Raw genomic sequence first — 16,905 nt, forward strand, 5'->3', positions numbered from 1 at the left:
GAGCGGCAGCGATGACCCTGTTCCTGCTCGCCTATCTCGGCGGTGTGCTGACGATCATCAGCCCCTGCATCCTGCCCGTCCTGCCCTTCGTCTTCGCCCGTGCGGGCCAACCCTTCCTGCGCAGCGGGCTGCCGATGCTCGTCGGCATGGCCGCAAGCTTCGCCGGCATCGCGACGCTGGCGGCCGTCGGCGGCAGTTGGGCCGTCGAGGCCAACCAATATGGCCGGCTGATCGCGATCGGCCTTCTCGCCATGTTCGGGCTCGCGCTGCTGTTTCCTGCCCTTTCGGACTGGGCGACACGCCCGTTGGTGGCGCTCGGCGGCCGCCTCTCCGAGCAGGCGGAACAGGGCAAGGGCGCAGTCGCACCTTCGCTGCTGCTTGGTGTCGCGACCGGCCTGCTCTGGGCGCCCTGCGCCGGGCCGGTTCTCGGGCTGATCCTGACCGGGGCGGCCCTCCAGGGCGCGAATGCCGGGACGTCGCTCCTGCTGCTCTCCTATGCCGCCGGAGCTGCAACCTCGCTTGCGCTGGCGCTTCTGGTCGGAGGCCGGGTCTTTTCCACCATGAAGCGCTCGCTGGGCGCCGGCGAATGGCTGCGGCGGGGCATGGGGGTTGCGGTGCTGGTTGCGGTCGCGGCGATCGCGCTCGGGCTCGACACGGGCTTCCTGACACGTGTCTCGCTGGCGAGCACGGCAGCGCTAGAGCAGCGGCTGGTCGACCGGCTCCTGCCGGGAACGGAAGCGCCAGGACAGTCCCCGGTGGCCATGCAGGGCGGTCCGGCGATGATGAGCGCCAACCCCGCGATGACGGGCGCCAATCCAGCCATGATGGCCGCGAACCCGGCCATGACCGGCGGCAACGCCATGATGATGCAGGGCAAGCCTGCGCAGGCGAGCGAGGCATTGCCCGTCGAGGGCGCGATGCCGGCGCTGGCCGGGGCGGTCGAATGGCTGAACTCGCCGCCGCTGACCAGCGACCAGCTCAAGGGCAAGGTCGTCCTGATCGATTTCTGGACCTATTCCTGCATCAACTGCCTGCGGACGATCCCCTATGTCCGGGCCTGGGCCGAGAAGTACAAGGATCAGGGCCTGGTGGTGATCGGCGTCCACACGCCGGAATTCGCCTTCGAGAAGACCATCGGCAACGTCAAGAAAGCCGTGAACGATCTTCAGATCGGCTACCCCGTCGCGATCGACAATGATTTTGCGATCTGGCGCGCTTTCAAGAACCGCTACTGGCCGGCCCATTATTTCATCGATGCGCAGGGCCAGGTCCGCCACCACCAGTTCGGCGAGGGCGACTATGACGCCTCGGAACGGGTGATCCAGACGCTGCTGGCCGAGGCCGGCAGGACCGGGGCGCCGACAGAACTCGTTGCGGTCAAGGCCGTCGGCGCGGAAGCCGCGTCCGATGCCGGCAATGTCCGCTCGCCGGAGACCTATCTGGGCTATGAGCGGGCCGAGAATTTCGTCTCGCCGGGTGGCATCGTCCAGGACAAGCGCCAGGCCTACGCGTTGGGCCAGCCCCGGCTTAATGAGTGGGGCCTGTCAGGCGGCTGGACGATCGGTGCCGAGCACGCCGCGCTGGATGACAAGGATGGCAGCATCGCCTTCCGCTTCCATGCGCGCGACCTGCATCTGGTTCTCGGTCCGGGAGCGGATGGCAAGCCGGTGCGCTTTCGCATCACCATCGACGGCGCCCCGCCCGGCAACGACCACGGCATGGATAGCGATGCCGATGGCCAGGGGATTGTGAGCGAGCAACGCCTCTACCAGCTCATACGCCAGAAGGGAGAGGTCGGCGATCGCCTGTTCGAGATCCGCTTCCTCGATCCGGGCGTACAGGCCTATGCCTTCACCTTCGGCTGAACCGGGAGATCGGACATGAAACATCCACGCGACAAGACCGCCGGATCGCCCCTCGCGCGCTATGGCCGGCCGGCCCTCACCGCCCTGGCCCTGATCGGGCTCGCCGGTTTCGGCCTGCGGATTTCGCCCTCGGCCGCAGAGAGTACGCCCCACGCGATCCCCGCCCTGTCGGCCGCTGAACCGGCCCCGCAAGCCACGTCGGAAGTCGCCGTCCTGGCCGGCGGCTGCTTCTGGGGGGTGCAAGGCGTCTTCCAGCATGTCGACGGTGTCAGCAATGCCGTCTCCGGCTATGCCGGCGGCGAGAAGGCGACCGCCCGCTACGAGCAGGTCGGCTCAGGCCGCACCGGCCATGCCGAGGCGGTGCAGATCACCTATGATCCGCGCAAGATCAGCTATGCCCGCATCCTGCAGATCTATTTCTCGGCGGCGCATGATCCGACCGAACTCAACCGCCAGGGCCCCGATATTGGCACGCAGTATCGCTCGGCGATTTTCCCGGCCAATGCGGACCAGGCCAGGATCGCCAAGGCCTATATCGCCCAGCTCAACCAGGCGAAGGCCTTCAGCGCGGCGATCGTGACCAAGATCGAGCCGGACCGGCCCTTCTACCCGGCCGAGGCCTATCATCAGGACTTCCTCACGAAGAACCCGAGCCACCCCTATATCGTGATCAACGACCTGCCGAAGATCGAAAGCCTGAAGCGCCTGTATCCCGCGCTCTATCGCCCTGATCCGGCACTCGTCGCCAGGACCGGCCTCTCCAACTGAGCAAGCTCAGCCGGACCCCATCGAGCTCAGCCGGCCGCGCCGACCGGGCGGGCATCGAGGCGGCACATCTCCTCGCCGGAAAAGGCGCGCGAGCGCGTGAGGAAGCGCTGCTCCGTGCCGTTCTCCAGCGAGAACATCCCGCCCCGGCCGGGAACGACGTCGATGATGAGCTGGGTATGGCGCCAGAGGGCGAATTGCGAGCCGCTGATATAGACCGGAGCGCCGCCAACCTCGCCCAGCTTCACGTCATGGTCCGAGACGATGAAGTCGCCCTGCGGATAACACATCGGCGAGGAGCCGTCGCAGCAGCCTCCCGATTGGTGAAACAGAATGGCGCCGTGCTCGGCCCGCAGCCTTGCGATCAGATGCAAGGCGGCCGGAGTGGCGGTGACCTGCTCGATGGCTTGCTCGCTCATGCGAGAGCTCCCTGGGACGTGGGACGACGATGACCTCGCATTCGCCCAGGCCTCAACAGACGCCCTGAGGCTCGATCCCGGCACGCTCCAGCAACGCGTCGTCGCTGCAAGCGTGCCGGGCCATGCCCGTGGAGGAGCGGGCAAGCACCAGAAGCGGCGGGTTTCCTTAGAAGAAGCCGAGCTTCTTCGGGGAGTAGCTCACCAGCATGTTCTTGGTCTGCTGGTAGTGGTCGAGCATCATCTTGTGGTTCTCCCGGCCGATGCCGGACTGCTTGTAGCCGCCGAAGGCCGCATGCGCGGGATAGGCGTGGTAGCAATTGGTCCAGACCCGGCCGGCCTGGATCGCGCGGCCGAAGCGGTAGGCGCGGTTGCCGTCACGGGTCCAGATCCCGGCGCCGAGGCCATAGAGCGTGTCATTGGCGATCGAGAGCGCCTCCTCGTCGTCCTTGAATGTCGTGACGGAGACGACCGGCCCAAAGATCTCCTCCTGGAAGACCCGCATCTTGTTGTGCCCCTTCAGGACGGTCGGCTTGACGTAATAGCCGCCCGCCAGATCGCCCGGCAGCTCGTTTCGCGCCCCGCCGATCAGCACTTCGGCGCCCTCCTGCCGGCCGATGTCGAAATAGCTCAGGATCTTCTCGAGCTGTTCGGAGGAGGCCTGCGCACCGATCATCGTCGCGGCATCCAGCGGGTCGCCCTGCTTGATCGCAGCGACGCGCTTCAGCGCCTTCTCCATGAAGCGGTCATAGATGCTCTCATGGACCAGCGCGCGGCTCGGACAGGTGCAGACTTCGCCCTGGTTCAGCGCGAACATCACGAAACCCTCGATCGCCTTGTCGAAGAAATCGTCATCCTCGAGCGTCACATCCTTGAAAAAGATGTTCGGCGACTTGCCGCCGAGCTCCAGCGTCACCGGGATCAGGTTGTGGCTGGCATATTGCATGATCAGGCGGCCCGTCGTCGTCTCGCCGGTGAAGGCGATCTTGGCGATGCGGTTGCTCGAGGCGAGCGGCTTGCCGGCCTCCAGGCCGAAGCCGTTGACGATGTTCAGGACGCCCGGCGGCAGGATGTCGGCGATCAGCTCGGCCAGGACGAGGATCGAGGCGGGCGTCTGCTCGGCCGGCTTGAGCACGACGCAATTGCCCGCAGCTAGCGCCGGAGCCAGCTTCCAGACCGCCATCAGGATCGGGAAGTTCCAGGGAATGATCTGGCCGACGACGCCGAGCGGCTCGTGGAAGTGATAGGCGACCGTGTCATGGTCGATTTCGGAGATGCCGCCTTCCTGCGCGCGCACCGCGCCGGCGAAATAGCGGAAATGGTCGATTGCCAGCGGCATGTCCGCAGCGGTCGTCTCCCGGATCGGTTTGCCGTTGTCCCAGGTCTCGGCCAGCGCGAGAAGCCCAAGATTCTCCTCCATCACATCGGCGATCTTGTTCAGGAGCAGCGCCCGCTCGGCGGCGCTGGTGCGGCCCCAGGCATCCTTGGCGGAATGGGCAGCGTCGAGCGCGGCCTCTATGTCCTTTGCGTCCGAGCGCGCGACCTCGCAGAGCAGCCGGCCATTCACGGGAGACGTGTTCTCGAAATAACGCCCCGACAGGGGCTCGGCCCATTTGCCGTTGATGAAATTGCCATAGCGCGCCTTGAACGGCGTCGCGGATGTGCGGTTGAATTCGGGCTTGTTCATCTCTTCCTCCGTCGCAGCGCTGTGAGGCCGCGCCCTGAAGGGCAGGATCGGCCGCAATGCGCGCGCTTGTCAGGAGGCGTGCGACGCTTTCAGGCGCCCGACTGTCTCAGCTTTGCGACAGGTTTCGGAAGAGATTGCAGGCTCGGCCACGCCGCCTTCACCGGCCGCGTTCGAGGCCGAGCCGTGTCAGCTTCCGGTGCATCGTCGCGCGGCTGACACCGAGCATGCGCGCCGCCGCCGAGACATTGCCATTGGCCCGCGCCAGAGCCCGCTGCACGACGCCGCGCTCGGCGGCACTCAACGCCTCGGTGGGCCTTGCCTCCTCCCCGGCCAGGAGATCCTCCGCGGGAAACGGGTGCGCGAGACGCTCGTCGGTCAGTCCATAGGCCAGCCGCGCGGCCCGGCTCGCCCCGATGACGAGATCCTCCTTGTCGACGGCCAGCAGACCGCCGCCGCCGCCGAAGCGGTCCTGGGCGACGACGATACGGGCGCTGGGAAAGGCCATCCGGAAATGATGAGCCTCGATCCGGTGCGCCGCCTCGACCGTCGCGCTGGCGACAAGCTTCAGCATGGCCGGCGTCAGGTCGGCGCGGTAGGTCGAGACATCCAGCGTCGCGATCAGCCGTCCCCGCGCGTCCCAGATCGGGGCGACGCTGCAGCTCAGGCCGATATTGCGTGTCAGGAAATGCTGATCGCGGTGGATCGTCAGGGGGCGCCCCTCGGCGAGGCAGGTCCCGACGCCGTTGGTGCCCTCGCTGGCCTCGCTCCAGACCATTCCGGTCCAGAGCCCGATATTGCGGAAATCGACGTCGTCGCCGGCGACGCCCCGTCGATCGAGAGGCACGCCCTCGCGATCGGTGAACAGCACGCAGCAGCCCGCATCTCCGACCGACTGGAAAAGCCGATCCAGCGTGGCCTGCGCCACTCTGATCAGGGGATCCAGGCGCTCGAAGGCGGCATCGAATTCATGCTGGCTGAGCCGCCAGGGCGGCCGTGCGTGGTTGGGGTCGAGGCCGTATCTGACGACGGAACGCGACCAGGACGCCGCCACGGCGGATTGCGCCACGGCCGCCGCGTTATTCAATGTCGAATATATCCGATCAGCGTGCAGGCCTCGCGCAGTCTCGACCATGCTCGGCATCCATTTCCACCCGCTTCGCACATTCAGTCCGAGCCGAGGGCAGCTCCGCCCTTGGCATCCGTGCGATTTTCGGCATGTTCCAGCCGTTCAGGCGCTGGTGTCAACAGTCAGATCGGCTAATGCCGGGACAGCGGGGCCTTTCGGCGGAACTGGCACCGGACGATGCAAGAGAGCGCCCTTCCGGGATGCGCCCGAATTGTCATGGGCCTGCATCCCTCAACGAGGCCCGTCGCTATATTCAAACTGATATAATGAAAAATCAGTCAGAGCCGTTTTTGACTTGACCGGCCATGGGGCCGCGAGCCCCCCTTCCGAGAGATCGCGCCTGCCCGCACCGGCGCTCAGTAACTGTGTTCCGGACCGGGAAATTCCTGGCTCTTCACCGCAGCGACATAGGCCTGGATCGCCTCAGGAATCGAGCCCGCGCCGACCATGAAGTCCTTGGAGAAACGCGGCCTCTTGCCGGGATAGACGCCGATTGCGTCGTGGAGGACGAGCACCTGGCCATTGCAGTGGACACCGGCGCCGATCCCGATCGTCAGCATGGCGTCGCTCGTCTCGCCAATCTCGGCGGCGAGCGTCGACGGCACCATTTCCAGCACGAGGAAGCGCGCGCCCGCCTGCTCGAGCGCGGCGGCGTCGGCCTTCAGCTTGGTCGCAGCATCAGCCGATTTGCCCTGGACCCGATAGCCGCCGAGCTGGTGCACGGATTGCGGCGTCAGCCCGAGATGGCCGCAGACCGGGACGCCACGCTCGACGAGAAATCGAACGGCTTCGACGGCATAGTCGGAGCCTTCGAGCTTCACCATATGGGCGCCGGCAGCCATCAGCCTGGCTGCGTTGTGCATGGCTTGGGCAGGACCTTCCTGATACGAGCCGAACGGCATGTCGGCCATGATGAAGGCGCGCCTGGCGCCGCGCGCCACGCAGGCCGTGTGATAGACCATCTGCTCCATGGTCACGGGCAAGGTCGTGGCGTGCCCCTGCAGCACATTCCCCATGGAATCGCCGATGAGCAGGATCTCGACACCGCAGCTCTCGAGCAGGCTCGCGAAGCTCGAATCGTAGCAGGTCATCATCGCGACCTTCTCGCCCGCCGTTTTCATCCGGGCGAAATCGGCCAGCGTGAGGGTGCGGGCATCGGACAGATAGGCCATAGGCGTGACTCCCGGCGAGACTGATCGCCGCGCAACCTATAGGGGCCGCGCTCGCAATTGCGAAGGGAGCGCGCGAGCAATCAAATGGCAGCGACCGAACGATCAAATGGCAACAGATGCGACTTCTGACACCAAGCAATAGACGAGCCGGCTACCTCCGCCCGTAGACGCGTCGTTTTGGGGTTTCGCGGTGGGATAAACGAACGTTGATTCCAACCGAATTAGGCGCCGTTCAGAATCTGACATCGACCCTGCCCTTGAGGGCCTGATACCTGGAGCGTTCGCCGATGGCGGCGGAGTAGGTCAGGCCGAGGCTGGTGGCGGAGGAGAGGCGCCAGTCGAGGCCGGCCTCAGTGGCGAGCGCATTGCGGTCGATCGCAGCGGCGTAGACCTGCGCCGGGGTGGAGCCGAGCAGGAAGGCGGTCTTCGCCACCGGGGTCAGATCGCCAAAGCCGTGACGCCAGCCGAGCATGGCGCGGGCGAAGAGCGGCGCCGTGCCGAGCTGCGCCTCGGCGCGCAGGCCCAGCGTGCTGAAGCCGAGCGTCTGCTCAGAGGAGAACAGCCTGAGCGCGGCCGCGCCGCCCTGTTCGGTGCCGGCATCGGTCGAGACCCGGATCAGGGCGAGCTGCGCGAAGGGCTCCAGCGCAAAGCCCTGGAAGGCAAAGCCATGGCCGAGCTCGGCGAAGGCCTGCGCGGTCGAGCCCGGGCGCTGCAGGTGCAAGACATCGCCAAAACCGCGGATCGCGACCTGGCGGCGGATATCGCTCTCCGACCAGGAATAGGCCGCGCCCATATCAAGGCGCAGGCTGCCGAAGCGGGCGCCGGCATAGAGGCCGGCATGGCCGCTTTCGAGCCTGCCGGAGGAGAGCCGGGCGTCAAGATCGAAGCGCGACTGGCTGTAGCCGCCAGCGAGGCCGAGCCTGAGCGAGGAGCCGGGATTGTCATAGACCAGCATGTCGGCGCCGAGGAGCGCGCCGCCGCTGCGGCGCGACTGGCTCGCCGCATTGCCATCGGCATTGCTGTTGCCCATGCCGCCGAAGGCTTCGCCCCAGAATGCGTAGCGCGACTGCGGCAGCGGGGCGGGCATGGCGACCGCGCCCTTGCGGCCGGGCAGGTCGGCGCTATAGGCGGCCGCGACCTCTCCGGCAGGCGCCGTCAGCAGCGGCCCGCGCAGGCGCGACAGTATGGTCTCGCGCACCAGCCGGCTCTCGTCGATCATCACCGCGACGGCTTGCGCATGCGCTTCGCCCGAGAGCAGGTCGAAGCCGGCGCGCGCCTCGGCCGCTGTGCTGGAGAGCAGCGTGTCATAGACCGGGTTGCCGGCGCTGAGCCGCTCCGCCGCATTGGCGATCAGGCCCTGGTTGCGGGTCAACGCGACCGTGGCGAACCCGGTCTGGTTGCGCGCCATGGTCAGCGTGACGCTGGTTGCGCCATAGCTCAGCGACGGCGTCAGGAAGGCGAGGTTGGAGGTGACGTTGGCGAACTGGCCGGAGACGCCGCCCGCGGCGGTGAGGATCGTATAGTTCGTGCTCGCCGCGTAATTGCCGGTCTCGGCCAGGACTGCGACCGTGCCACCCGCGAGCGTCGCCAGGCCCGAGGCCACGATCCGGTCGCTCTGGCCGGCCGCGTTGACCTCGACCTGATAGATCGAACCCGAGGCGAACGCGACATTGCCGGAGACGGTCAGCGTGCCGATCGAGTTGCCGGGCGCCACCGTCGCGCCGCCGCCGACGCTGATCGCTCCGACCGTGCCGGAGCCGCCGAGCGTACCGCCGGCCAGCGTCACCGCACTCGCCAGCGAGCCGTTGACCACGAGCTTGCCGGCCTGGACCTGCGTGCTGCCGGCATAGCTGCTGGCGCCCGACAAGGTCAGCGTGCCGGCACCAGCCTTGGTCAGACCGCCGCTGCCGGTGATCGACCCGGCGAAGCCCGTCGAGCTGTTGTCGGAACCGGCGGTCAGCGTCCCCGCGCCGAGCGTCACCATGCCCGCGCCGGCAAGCGAGCCGATGCTCTGGCTGAACCCGGCCAGATCGAGCCGCGCGCCCGATGCCACCGTGAAGGCCGAGGCGGCTGAGAACGAACCGACCTGGCCCGCCCGCAGGGTTCCGCCTGAGACCGTGGTCGCGCCGGAATAGCTCTGCGTGCTCTTCAGCAGCAAGGTGCCGGCCCCGGCCTTGCTGAACGCGCCCGTGCCCGAGAAGGACTGCGAGAGAGTGAAGCTGTTGCCGGCATCGGCAATGTCGAAGCCGCCGCCCGCCGTGCCGAAGACAACGGCGCGGTTGAGCTCGGTCAGCGTCGTCCCGGTCACCTGCAGCACGCCGCCGTTCAAGGTCAGCGCGCCCGAGGTCGAGCCAAGATTGCTCTCCCTGGAGATGCTGATCGCCCCGCCCGCGATCGTCGTGCCGCCGGCATAGCTGTTCTCCTGCGTCAGTGTCAGCGTGCCCGTGCCGACCTTCCTGATGCTGCCGGCGTCGTAGATCATCCCGGTGAAGCTGGTCGAAGCATGGGTCGCGCCGGTCTCCAGCGTCGAGCCGCTCTCGATCCGGATCTGGCCAGCCCCTGCGATCGAGCCGGCCGTGACCGTGCCGAGACCATCGTTGACGTTCAGTAGCGCGCCGGACGCGATGGCGTAGTTCGAGGCAGCCGACAGTGCCTGAGCGCCGTTGATATAGAGGGTGCCGGCCGATACCGTAGTCGCGCCGGAATAGGTGCTGGTGCCCGAGAGCATCAACATGCCGGCCCCGGTCTTGGTCAGGCCGCCCGTACCCGAGATCGTGCCGGTGAGGGTCAGGTTCAGCCCGGTCGTGACCTCGATGCCACCGCCACTGCCTGACAACGTCACCGAACGGCCCGAGCTGAAACTCTGAGTCGTTGCGAGCGTGCCGCCGGCCAGCGTCAGCCCGCCGGAGGAGTCGCCGAGATTGCCGTCGAACCCGACGATGAGCTTGCCGCCCGCGATCGTCGTCCCGCCAGTATAGGAGTTGAAGCCGATCAGGCTCAGCGTGCCGTCTCCCGCCTTGGTCAGCCCGCCGCCACCGATGATGTTGCCGCTGGCCGTCAGGGTCTGGCCGCTATCGACCATAATGCTCCCGCCGGAGGTGCCGAGTGTGATCGTGCGCGCGGTGGAGAAGCTCGCAGTCGCGCGCAGCGTGCCGCCGTCCAGCGTCACGCCGCCCGATGTGTCGCCGAGATTGGCGTCGGCCGAGACCGCGAGCGCACCGCCCGTGATCGTAGTGCCGCCCGAATAGCTGTTCGTGCCGGTCAGCGTCAGCGTGCCAGCGCCCTGCTTCGTCAGCCCTCCACTGCCGTCGAAAGCGGTGGATACGGCGATGTCGTAGCCGTTGCTGTCGAAGAAGACACCGTTCGTGCCGATCGTGGCGCTGCCGAAGCCATCGAGAAAATTGCTCTCGTTGCGTGCTGTTCGCAGGATGCCGCCATCGAGATTGAGCGTCGCGGAGCCCGCCCCTTTCACGAGCTGCCCGGTTTCGAGCACGCCGCGGCCGTTGACGGTATCGCCGAGCAGATTGAGCGTGCCGGTGCCGGTCGCCGCGATGATCGTCTTCGCCGCGCTGACCTTGCCGCCCTTCTCGATGGTCAGCGTGCCGGTGCCGTGGTGGCCGATACGCAGCTCGACCGAATTGGTCCAGCTGGAGCCTGCCCCGGTAACCGTCGCCGTGCCGCTGCTGCCATTGAACGTGCCGAGATAGCCATAGGTGTTCGAGACGCTACCGCCATTCGACACGGTGAGCGTGCCTCTGCCACGCTCACCGACATCGAGATCGCCGTCCACGGTCAAGCGCGACCCTGCGCCGGTCACCGTCGCGTTGCCGACCACCCCACCGGCGTAGCCGATATTGACGACACTGCTGGTGACGGCGCCGCCGTCTTCGACGCGCAGGTCGCCGCCCCCGAGGTATCCGACCAGGAGGGCTGCGGGGCTGGCCAAGAGCGAGCCGACGCCCGTCACTGTCACCGTGCCACTACCATAATTACCGATTCGGGTGACTTCGCTCGTGACACTGCCACCCCCAGCGATGGTCAGCGTCGCGGGGCCGACGTCACCGATGGTCAGGATCCCGCCACCCAGATTCCAGTTTGCAAGCGGCTGGGGGGGCATCGGATAGACTGCGCCAGTGACTGTAACCGATTGGGCGAGAGCAGCGGGGGCCGCGGCGAGCAGAGCGAGACCGAGCGCGAGCATCGAAACGGACTGACATAGCTGCCCCGGCCGCCGGCCACGCGCCGGCAGCATCCGCGCAAGCTTCAGATCGTTCGGCATCGATAGTCAGGCCCCAACCGCGACGGCAGGCTCGGTCCTCCCGGCGCGCGGGGCAATAAACAGCCGTTCACATCGCGCCAAATCGATCGGGCGTGGCGGATTTGCGACGCACCTGTCGCGCAGGCGATGTGCTCTGAGAACCGAGTGCAGCCCATACAGAGCGTCAGGACGTCCGCTTCCGGGCAACGAGGCGAACGTCCGGTCAGGGTCGTCGGAAGCGGACGCTGGCCTGCTGCTGGGAGCTCGGGGTTTGCGAACAGCACCAGAACAAGCCGGGAGTCCGCAGCTTACTGAAAACGTCAGCTAAATCGGAACTCGGAAGAAGACACTCACCCCTGGCCGGAAACGTCCGAGTTTGGGACCGTAACAAGCGCTCAAGCGGCGGCCGGGAGTGCGATAGGTGGGCGCCAGGGTCGCTTAGTGCCATTTGATCTTTCGCTGGGAGCGTTCGCTCCCTGGTCACCGTTCGCGGCCCAAGCTCTGGTAAAGCTGCAGCATTTCACGAGATCCCGGATAATCCCAGCCAGTCCCGCCTAACCCCCGCAGCGCGATTTGATCGATCGCTTCACAAATGGGCCAGTCCGGTCGTGCCGCGGCTGTAGAAGATGTGGCGGCCGATCACATCCATCTTCTTCAGCCTCTTCGCCCAGGAGGGCTGGACATAATCGGCGTGATAATGCGTGGAATCGCCGACCTCCGCCAGATAGGTCCGGCCCTCGTAGACCTCACGTGCGATGCGCTGGGCCACCTGCCATTGCTCGGGCTCCTTGATGCGCAACGACTTGCCCTCGCAGGCAAAGGTGAACTGGCAGGCGAGCCTGCGGTGGCGGTTCTGGTAGACGACGCCGCAGACGGAACCCGGATAATACCCGCTCTTGACCCGGTTGAGCACCACCTGGGCGACGGCGACGCGCCCGTCCTCCGCTTCGGAGCGCGCCTCGAAATAGATCGCCTCGGCGAGGCAGCGCTGCTCGCTCGCCAGCGTGTCGCCGTCGATCACGACGGGCACTCCGGTGAGGATGAGCTGCGTGGACGCCATGGTCGTGGCGGGCGGCTCGACAAAGGCCGCAAGCGAAAGCAACGCCAGTGGGGCGATGCGCTTCATGGGGATACTCCGGGGGTAAGGGGCAAGCCGTGCGTTCGCGGCCCGGATCCATCGTCGGCAGGATCAGCGGCCCTTGTGGCTTGGTGTGTTTGCTGGGTTTGGGCGCCGCGGCCTGACCGGAGACGAGCACGTCAAGGCTCTCACGGAGGCTGTGGAGGCGGAAAAGAACTCGTTCTGCTGGAGTTTGTCCCGAAGCATGGCGAAGGCCCTGCGTAGCGCAGCGTCTCGATATGCCGAAGGCGACAAAGGTGTTTGACTAACGGGGGTTAACGAGCGTTACGGCCATTGCGATGAGGAGTGCGGCCGCGCGCAGTGCCGCATCAAGCGGCCTCGTGCCGAGGCGTTACCTCGCCGCTCAACGCGCGGGAGAACCACGGAACGGCTTCAGGCCTGAGGCTATTCATCGACGACTGATCTGTATTAGCGCGTCGACCGGATGCGCCGGCGTCGCGCCGGAACGCGACAGTGGAAATGACGACCACTTCGCAGGCGATAATCTTGTCTGTCGCTGACCGAGATCGGCGGCCATTATGCGAAGCAAAATTCTGCATCAAAAACATACAGCCTGCATCACCGTTGAGTTTAACGTTCATGGCAGATCGGCCTCGACAACGTCGGTTCGGTGTACCCGAAAAATGTTGCTGACGGCCTTGCCTCTTGTTCCTAACTATCAAAGATTTTTTCTCTCCCGATTTGAGACTGCATTATTCGCTGATCGAAGCGATATGGACATGGAGTTCGGCAACTTTGTGACCGCTCCTCCCGGTAGGTGATTTAGACGCGCATCGCGCCGAGATCCCTCAGGAATATGAACGCCGAATTTCGCATTCAATATTTCGATTGAACACAATTAACGTTATCTAATTTATTAAATTAATTTAAGTCGACAAACCAATACTAACACATAGTAGCAAGCATGCAGATTTTAGAATCAGCGCTTTTGCCTGCACTGACCCGAATCTTGCGAGGGAGCAAACTTCCCGCCGACAATGGCATTGCGGCTATGAATCGCTTCTCCGGTGTTGACGATGATCGTTGTCGTCTGGATGGCTCCGCCAGAGGTTGGCTCAGCGAATGAGACAACAGCCTGCCCGGAGGCGATCGTGCCGAAATTCGGCCACAACGTCGCCGAGCCCGCGCCGCCAATCAGGGAAGCTGAGCTTTTATCGGTATCCCAAACAAAGGTCAGGGCATTGCGAAAGCTAGGGAACTTGCATTCCCAGGCAAAGGTCGCAGCGTGACCGGTCGAAGAAATCATGATCCCGACAGCACTCAATGAGGCCAGACGCCGGCGAGATCTCATCCGTAGGCTCCATTTCCGCTCCAGGTTTGTTCTGGGCTTATTGGTTTATCCTGGGCCTATTGCCTTCAAGGCGTGGCCGGTGCGCGCACGCAGACCGGACATCCCCGAAATACGTTGCTGGAGCGTTCGACGCTTGTTAATTTCGGCCAAGGTTTTGCTCGTCCCGGACATGAGCAGGGGAGTTCGGCGGCTTTGCCACGCGACCTGACCTCCTTGCCGACGACGCTAGCAGGCATCTCGCGCCTTGCCGTTGCTCGCCTTGCCGGCGCAGGCATAGCGGCCGCGCCTCTCCTGAACGAGGTCGGCCTGACCGAAGACATGCTCGCCGATCACGATCAGAGAGTGCCCTCCCGGCGTCAGGTCGCATTCCTGGACCGGGCCGCGACGGCACTGGGTGATGATTGCCTCGGCTTCACCCTGGCCCAGGAATTCGACCCCCGTGCCATGGGCTTGCTGTTCTATGTGATGGCATCCTCACAAACGCTCGGCGACGCAACGCAACGCATTGCGCGCTACAGCGCGATCACCAATGAAGCGCTGGTCTTCAGCATTGCGGAGGGAAGCGGGCTCACCGTCACGCTGAGCTATGCCGGCCTTCCCCGGCATTGCGATCGGCACCAGGCCGAGTTCTGCATTTTTGGAGCAATTAGGGTCTGCCGCATCCTGACCGGCGCAAACCTCGTCCCACAACACGTCTCGATCGCGCATCACCGATCGGGCGACACTTCTGCGATGTCGCGGTTTGCCGGGACGAAGGTGGAGTTCGGCGCCGAGACCGATGCTTTCGTTCTGCAGGCCGATGCGCGTGAACGCCATCTCGTGAATGCCGACCCTTACCTCAACGATCTCCTCCAGACCTATTGCGAGGCGGCGCTATCATCCCGCACGACCAATGCGAGCCCGCTTCGGGTGAGCGTCGAGAATGCGATTGCTCCGCTGTTGCCTCACGGAAAGGTTCGCGCCGAAGTCATCGCCCGCCAGCTTGGATTAAGCGAACGGACACTGGCGCGAAGGCTCGCCGAGGAGGGTCTGAACTTTTCGGAGGTCCTGCGGCAACTGCGGCGCGATCTGGCTTTGCGCTATCTCAATGATGGCGACCACCATGTCTCCAAGGTCGCCTGGCTGCTGGGTTTCCACGAAGTCAGCGCGTTCTCGCATGCATTCAAGCAATGGACCGGGCTGGCGCCGAGCCAGATGCGGCTGGGCGGCACCCCGAACGGATGAATGTCGTTTGGCCGACGCCAAGGCCGTTGGCGCAGTCGGCGCGGCCAGAGTGCATGCGACGCCCATCTGACTGGGCGATGAGCGCCCCCCCTGTCCTCTCAGGCCGTCGGCCGCTCGGTGCCGGTGCGCAGCATGGTGTCGACCAGGAGATTGCCCGTCGCACCCTGTTCCAGCGTGATGTCGACGCCATACACGTCCGACGCCGCCGGATGCGAGAGGACATCCCTCGGGCGCCCATCGGCGACGACGGTCTTGCGGTCGATGAGCAGGAAGCGATCCGCGCAGCGGCTGGCCAGCGCCAGATCGTGCAAGGCGACGAGCGTGACCTGGCCGCGCCGCCGCGTCGTTTCGCGGATGACATTGGTCACCTGCAGCTGCCGGCGCAGGTCGAGCGCGCTTGTCGGCTCGTCGAGCAGGAGCACGCTGGGCGCGCGCACCAGGGCCTGGGCCACGGAGACGAGTTGCTGCTGGCCGCCCGAAAGGTCGGATACCGGAACCTCCGACAGGTGGTCGATATGCAGCGTGCCGAGCGCCTCCTCCACCGCCCGCAGATCCTCGCGCGTGGCACGGCCGCCATGGGCTTTCCGGGCAAGCAGCACATAATCGAAGACGCAGAGCGCAGCCCGCATCGCGACATGCTGCGACAGGAAGAAGATCGCATCATGCCGCTGCCGCGATGTCATGCCGGCGAGGTCGGTCCCGTCGAGCCGCATGGTGCCAGCGCGCGGGCGCAGCAGCCCGGCCACGAGGCGAAACAGGGTGGATTTTCCAACTCCGTTCGGCCCGACCACGGCGGTGACGGTGCCGCGCTCAAGCCCAAGGGCGCTGAGACCGTCGAAGACGTCGCCGCGGCCACGATAGGCGAAACCGATCGACTCGATCGAGAGGCTCATTGCCAGCGCTCCCGGCGGATCGACATCACGAGGCTGAGGAAGAACGGCACGCCGACCAGGGCGGTGATGATGCCGATGGGATAGATGATCCCCGGCGTGATGCCCTTCGACAGCGTCGACGCGACCGACAGGATGAGGCCGCCGGCAATCGCCGCGACCGGTACGAAATAGCGCTGGTCCTCGCCGACCAGCAGCCGGGCGATATGCGGCCCCACCAGGCCGATGAAGCCGATCGTGCCGACGAAGGCGACAGCGGTCGAGGCCAGGAGCGAGATGCAGACCAGCATTTCCAGGCGCAGCCGCGCGACGCGCACGCCAAGGGCAGCCGCGCGCTCGTCGCCCATGGTGAGCGCGGTCAGCATCCAGCTGCGATGCAGGCAGAACGGCAGGATGACCCCAAGCAGGCCGGCGCAGATTCCGAGCTTCGTCCAGGTGGCGCGCGACAGGCTGCCCATCATCCAGAAGATGATCTGCTGCAGCTGCGTTTCGGAGGAGTGGAACTGGATGAAGGCCAGAAGCGCATTGAAGGTGAAGAACAGCGCGATGCCGACGAGCACGAAGGTCTCGACGGTGACGCCGCGCAGCCGCGTGAACAGGAACAGGATCGCGGAGGTCGCGAGCGCGAACAGGAAGGCGTTCGCCGTCACCAGGAAGGCCCCAGCGAAGGGCACGAGCGAGACACCGGTCGCAATCGCAAGCGCCGCGCCGAAGCTCGCCGCCGACGAGATGCCGAGCGTGAACGGATCGGCGAGCGGATTGCCGAGGATGGTCTGCATCTGCGCCCCGGCGGTGCCCAGCATGGCACCGACGAGAATGGCCATCACCGCGACGGGCAGGCGCACATCCCAGACGATCACGTCGAGCTTCGGGCCCATCGATCCCGGTTCGAGGATGACGCGCGCCACATCCATCAATGGGAAATTGCCGGGCCCCACCGAGACATCGACCACGAGCGCCAGCGCCAGGAGTGCGAGCGCCCCGACAGCGAGCAGGAGCTTGCGCAGCCCCCGCCGCCGATAGCGCTCGCTGGCCGTATCGGCAGGCGGCTCGAAAGCCGGTGTATGGGACAG

At 65.7% G+C, this 16,905-nt stretch carries 11 protein-coding genes and 1 pseudogene; 3 read left to right on the plus strand and 9 right to left on the minus strand.

Features of this window, described 5'->3' with window-relative positions; all coding sequences use genetic code 11:
• The first annotated feature begins 11 nt into the window (after positions 1–11).
• Together BIWAKO_RS00835 and msrA are read left to right on the plus strand one after the other, a co-directional pair.
• On the plus strand, positions 12–1,865 hold the full coding sequence (locus BIWAKO_RS00835) for a cytochrome c biogenesis protein DipZ (RefSeq protein ID WP_069876926.1): 1,854 nt from the start codon (positions 12–14) through the stop codon (positions 1,863–1,865).
• A gap of 15 nt (positions 1,866–1,880) precedes the next feature.
• Positions 1,881–2,633 carry a peptide-methionine (S)-S-oxide reductase MsrA gene (gene msrA / locus BIWAKO_RS00840; RefSeq protein ID WP_069876927.1) on the plus strand — a complete coding sequence of 251 codons (753 nt, stop codon included), beginning with the start codon at positions 1,881–1,883 and terminating at the stop codon, positions 2,631–2,633.
• Positions 2,634–2,659: 26 nt separating this feature from the next.
• On the opposite strand, the gene BIWAKO_RS00845 is transcribed toward msrA, so the two are convergent.
• The 7 genes and pseudogenes from BIWAKO_RS00845 to BIWAKO_RS00875 all read right to left on the minus strand — a co-directional run bounded on the left by BIWAKO_RS00845 (position 2,660) and on the right by BIWAKO_RS00875 (position 13,673).
• Positions 2,660–3,049 (minus strand): DUF779 domain-containing protein, encoded by a 390-nt coding sequence (locus BIWAKO_RS00845; protein ID WP_069876928.1) that lies wholly within the window; start codon positions 3,047–3,049, stop codon positions 2,660–2,662.
• A gap of 166 nt (positions 3,050–3,215) precedes the next feature.
• Positions 3,216–4,733 carry an aldehyde dehydrogenase gene (gene adh / locus BIWAKO_RS00850; protein ID WP_069876929.1) on the minus strand — a complete coding sequence of 506 codons (1,518 nt, stop codon included), beginning with the start codon at positions 4,731–4,733 and terminating at the stop codon, positions 3,216–3,218.
• A 157-nt stretch (positions 4,734–4,890) separates the two neighbouring features.
• Positions 4,891–5,865, minus strand: coding sequence for a GAF domain-containing protein (locus BIWAKO_RS00855; protein WP_069876930.1), 975 nt, complete (start codon positions 5,863–5,865; stop codon positions 4,891–4,893).
• Positions 5,866–6,215: 350 nt separating this feature from the next.
• Complete coding sequence (panB, locus tag BIWAKO_RS00860) at positions 6,216–7,031, minus strand: 3-methyl-2-oxobutanoate hydroxymethyltransferase (protein WP_069876931.1); 816 nt, start codon at positions 7,029–7,031, stop codon at positions 6,216–6,218.
• A 232-nt stretch (positions 7,032–7,263) separates the two neighbouring features.
• Positions 7,264–11,310 carry an autotransporter outer membrane beta-barrel domain-containing protein gene (locus tag BIWAKO_RS00865; RefSeq protein ID WP_069876932.1) on the minus strand — a complete coding sequence of 1,349 codons (4,047 nt, stop codon included), beginning with the start codon at positions 11,308–11,310 and terminating at the stop codon, positions 7,264–7,266.
• 565 nt (positions 11,311–11,875) lie between these two features.
• Positions 11,876–12,286 (minus strand): annotated as a pseudogene (locus BIWAKO_RS00870) (cell wall hydrolase); the annotation flags it as partial.
• 1,060 nt (positions 12,287–13,346) lie between these two features.
• Positions 13,347–13,673 carry a hypothetical protein gene (locus tag BIWAKO_RS00875; RefSeq protein WP_141739925.1) on the minus strand — a complete coding sequence of 109 codons (327 nt, stop codon included), beginning with the start codon at positions 13,671–13,673 and terminating at the stop codon, positions 13,347–13,349.
• Positions 13,674–13,910: 237 nt separating this feature from the next.
• Between BIWAKO_RS00875 and BIWAKO_RS00880 the strand changes: the two genes are divergently transcribed.
• Positions 13,911–14,942: an AraC family transcriptional regulator gene (locus tag BIWAKO_RS00880; protein ID WP_074471490.1), complete on the plus strand. Its 1,032-nt coding sequence runs from the start codon at positions 13,911–13,913 to the stop codon at positions 14,940–14,942.
• A gap of 98 nt (positions 14,943–15,040) precedes the next feature.
• On the opposite strand, the gene BIWAKO_RS00885 is transcribed toward BIWAKO_RS00880, so the two are convergent.
• Both BIWAKO_RS00885 and BIWAKO_RS00890 read right to left on the minus strand, forming a co-directional pair.
• A complete protein-coding gene (locus BIWAKO_RS00885; protein WP_069876934.1) occupies positions 15,041–15,835 on the minus strand; it encodes an ABC transporter ATP-binding protein in 795 nt (264 codons plus the stop codon).
• Positions 15,832–16,905, minus strand: a complete 1,074-nt coding sequence (locus BIWAKO_RS00890) for a FecCD family ABC transporter permease (RefSeq protein WP_371332149.1) — start codon at positions 16,903–16,905, stop codon at positions 15,832–15,834. Before BIWAKO_RS00890 ends, BIWAKO_RS00885 begins: the two co-directional genes overlap by 4 nt.

It is taken from the genome of Bosea sp. BIWAKO-01 (assembly GCF_001748145.1).
In the GTDB taxonomy this organism is placed as follows: domain Bacteria; phylum Pseudomonadota; class Alphaproteobacteria; order Rhizobiales; family Beijerinckiaceae; genus Allobosea.

Coding starts and splice junctions, on each gene's coding strand:
- panB (WP_069876931.1), bottom strand. CDS start 7,031: ATGGCCTATCTGTCCGATGCCCGCACCCTCACGCTGGCCGATTTCGCC.
- BIWAKO_RS00855 (WP_069876930.1), bottom strand. CDS start 5,865: ATGGTCGAGACTGCGCGAGGCCTGCACGCTGATCGGATATATTCGACA.
- BIWAKO_RS00875 (WP_141739925.1), bottom strand. CDS start 13,673: ATGATTTCTTCGACCGGTCACGCTGCGACCTTTGCCTGGGAATGCAAG.
- BIWAKO_RS00865 (WP_069876932.1), bottom strand. CDS start 11,310: ATGCCGAACGATCTGAAGCTTGCGCGGATGCTGCCGGCGCGTGGCCGG.
- msrA (WP_069876927.1), top strand. CDS start 1,881: ATGAAACATCCACGCGACAAGACCGCCGGATCGCCCCTCGCGCGCTAT.
- adh (WP_069876929.1), bottom strand. CDS start 4,733: ATGAACAAGCCCGAATTCAACCGCACATCCGCGACGCCGTTCAAGGCG.
- BIWAKO_RS00835 (WP_069876926.1), top strand. CDS start 12: ATGACCCTGTTCCTGCTCGCCTATCTCGGCGGTGTGCTGACGATCATC.
- BIWAKO_RS00885 (WP_069876934.1), bottom strand. CDS start 15,835: ATGAGCCTCTCGATCGAGTCGATCGGTTTCGCCTATCGTGGCCGCGGC.
- BIWAKO_RS00845 (WP_069876928.1), bottom strand. CDS start 3,049: ATGAGCGAGCAAGCCATCGAGCAGGTCACCGCCACTCCGGCCGCCTTG.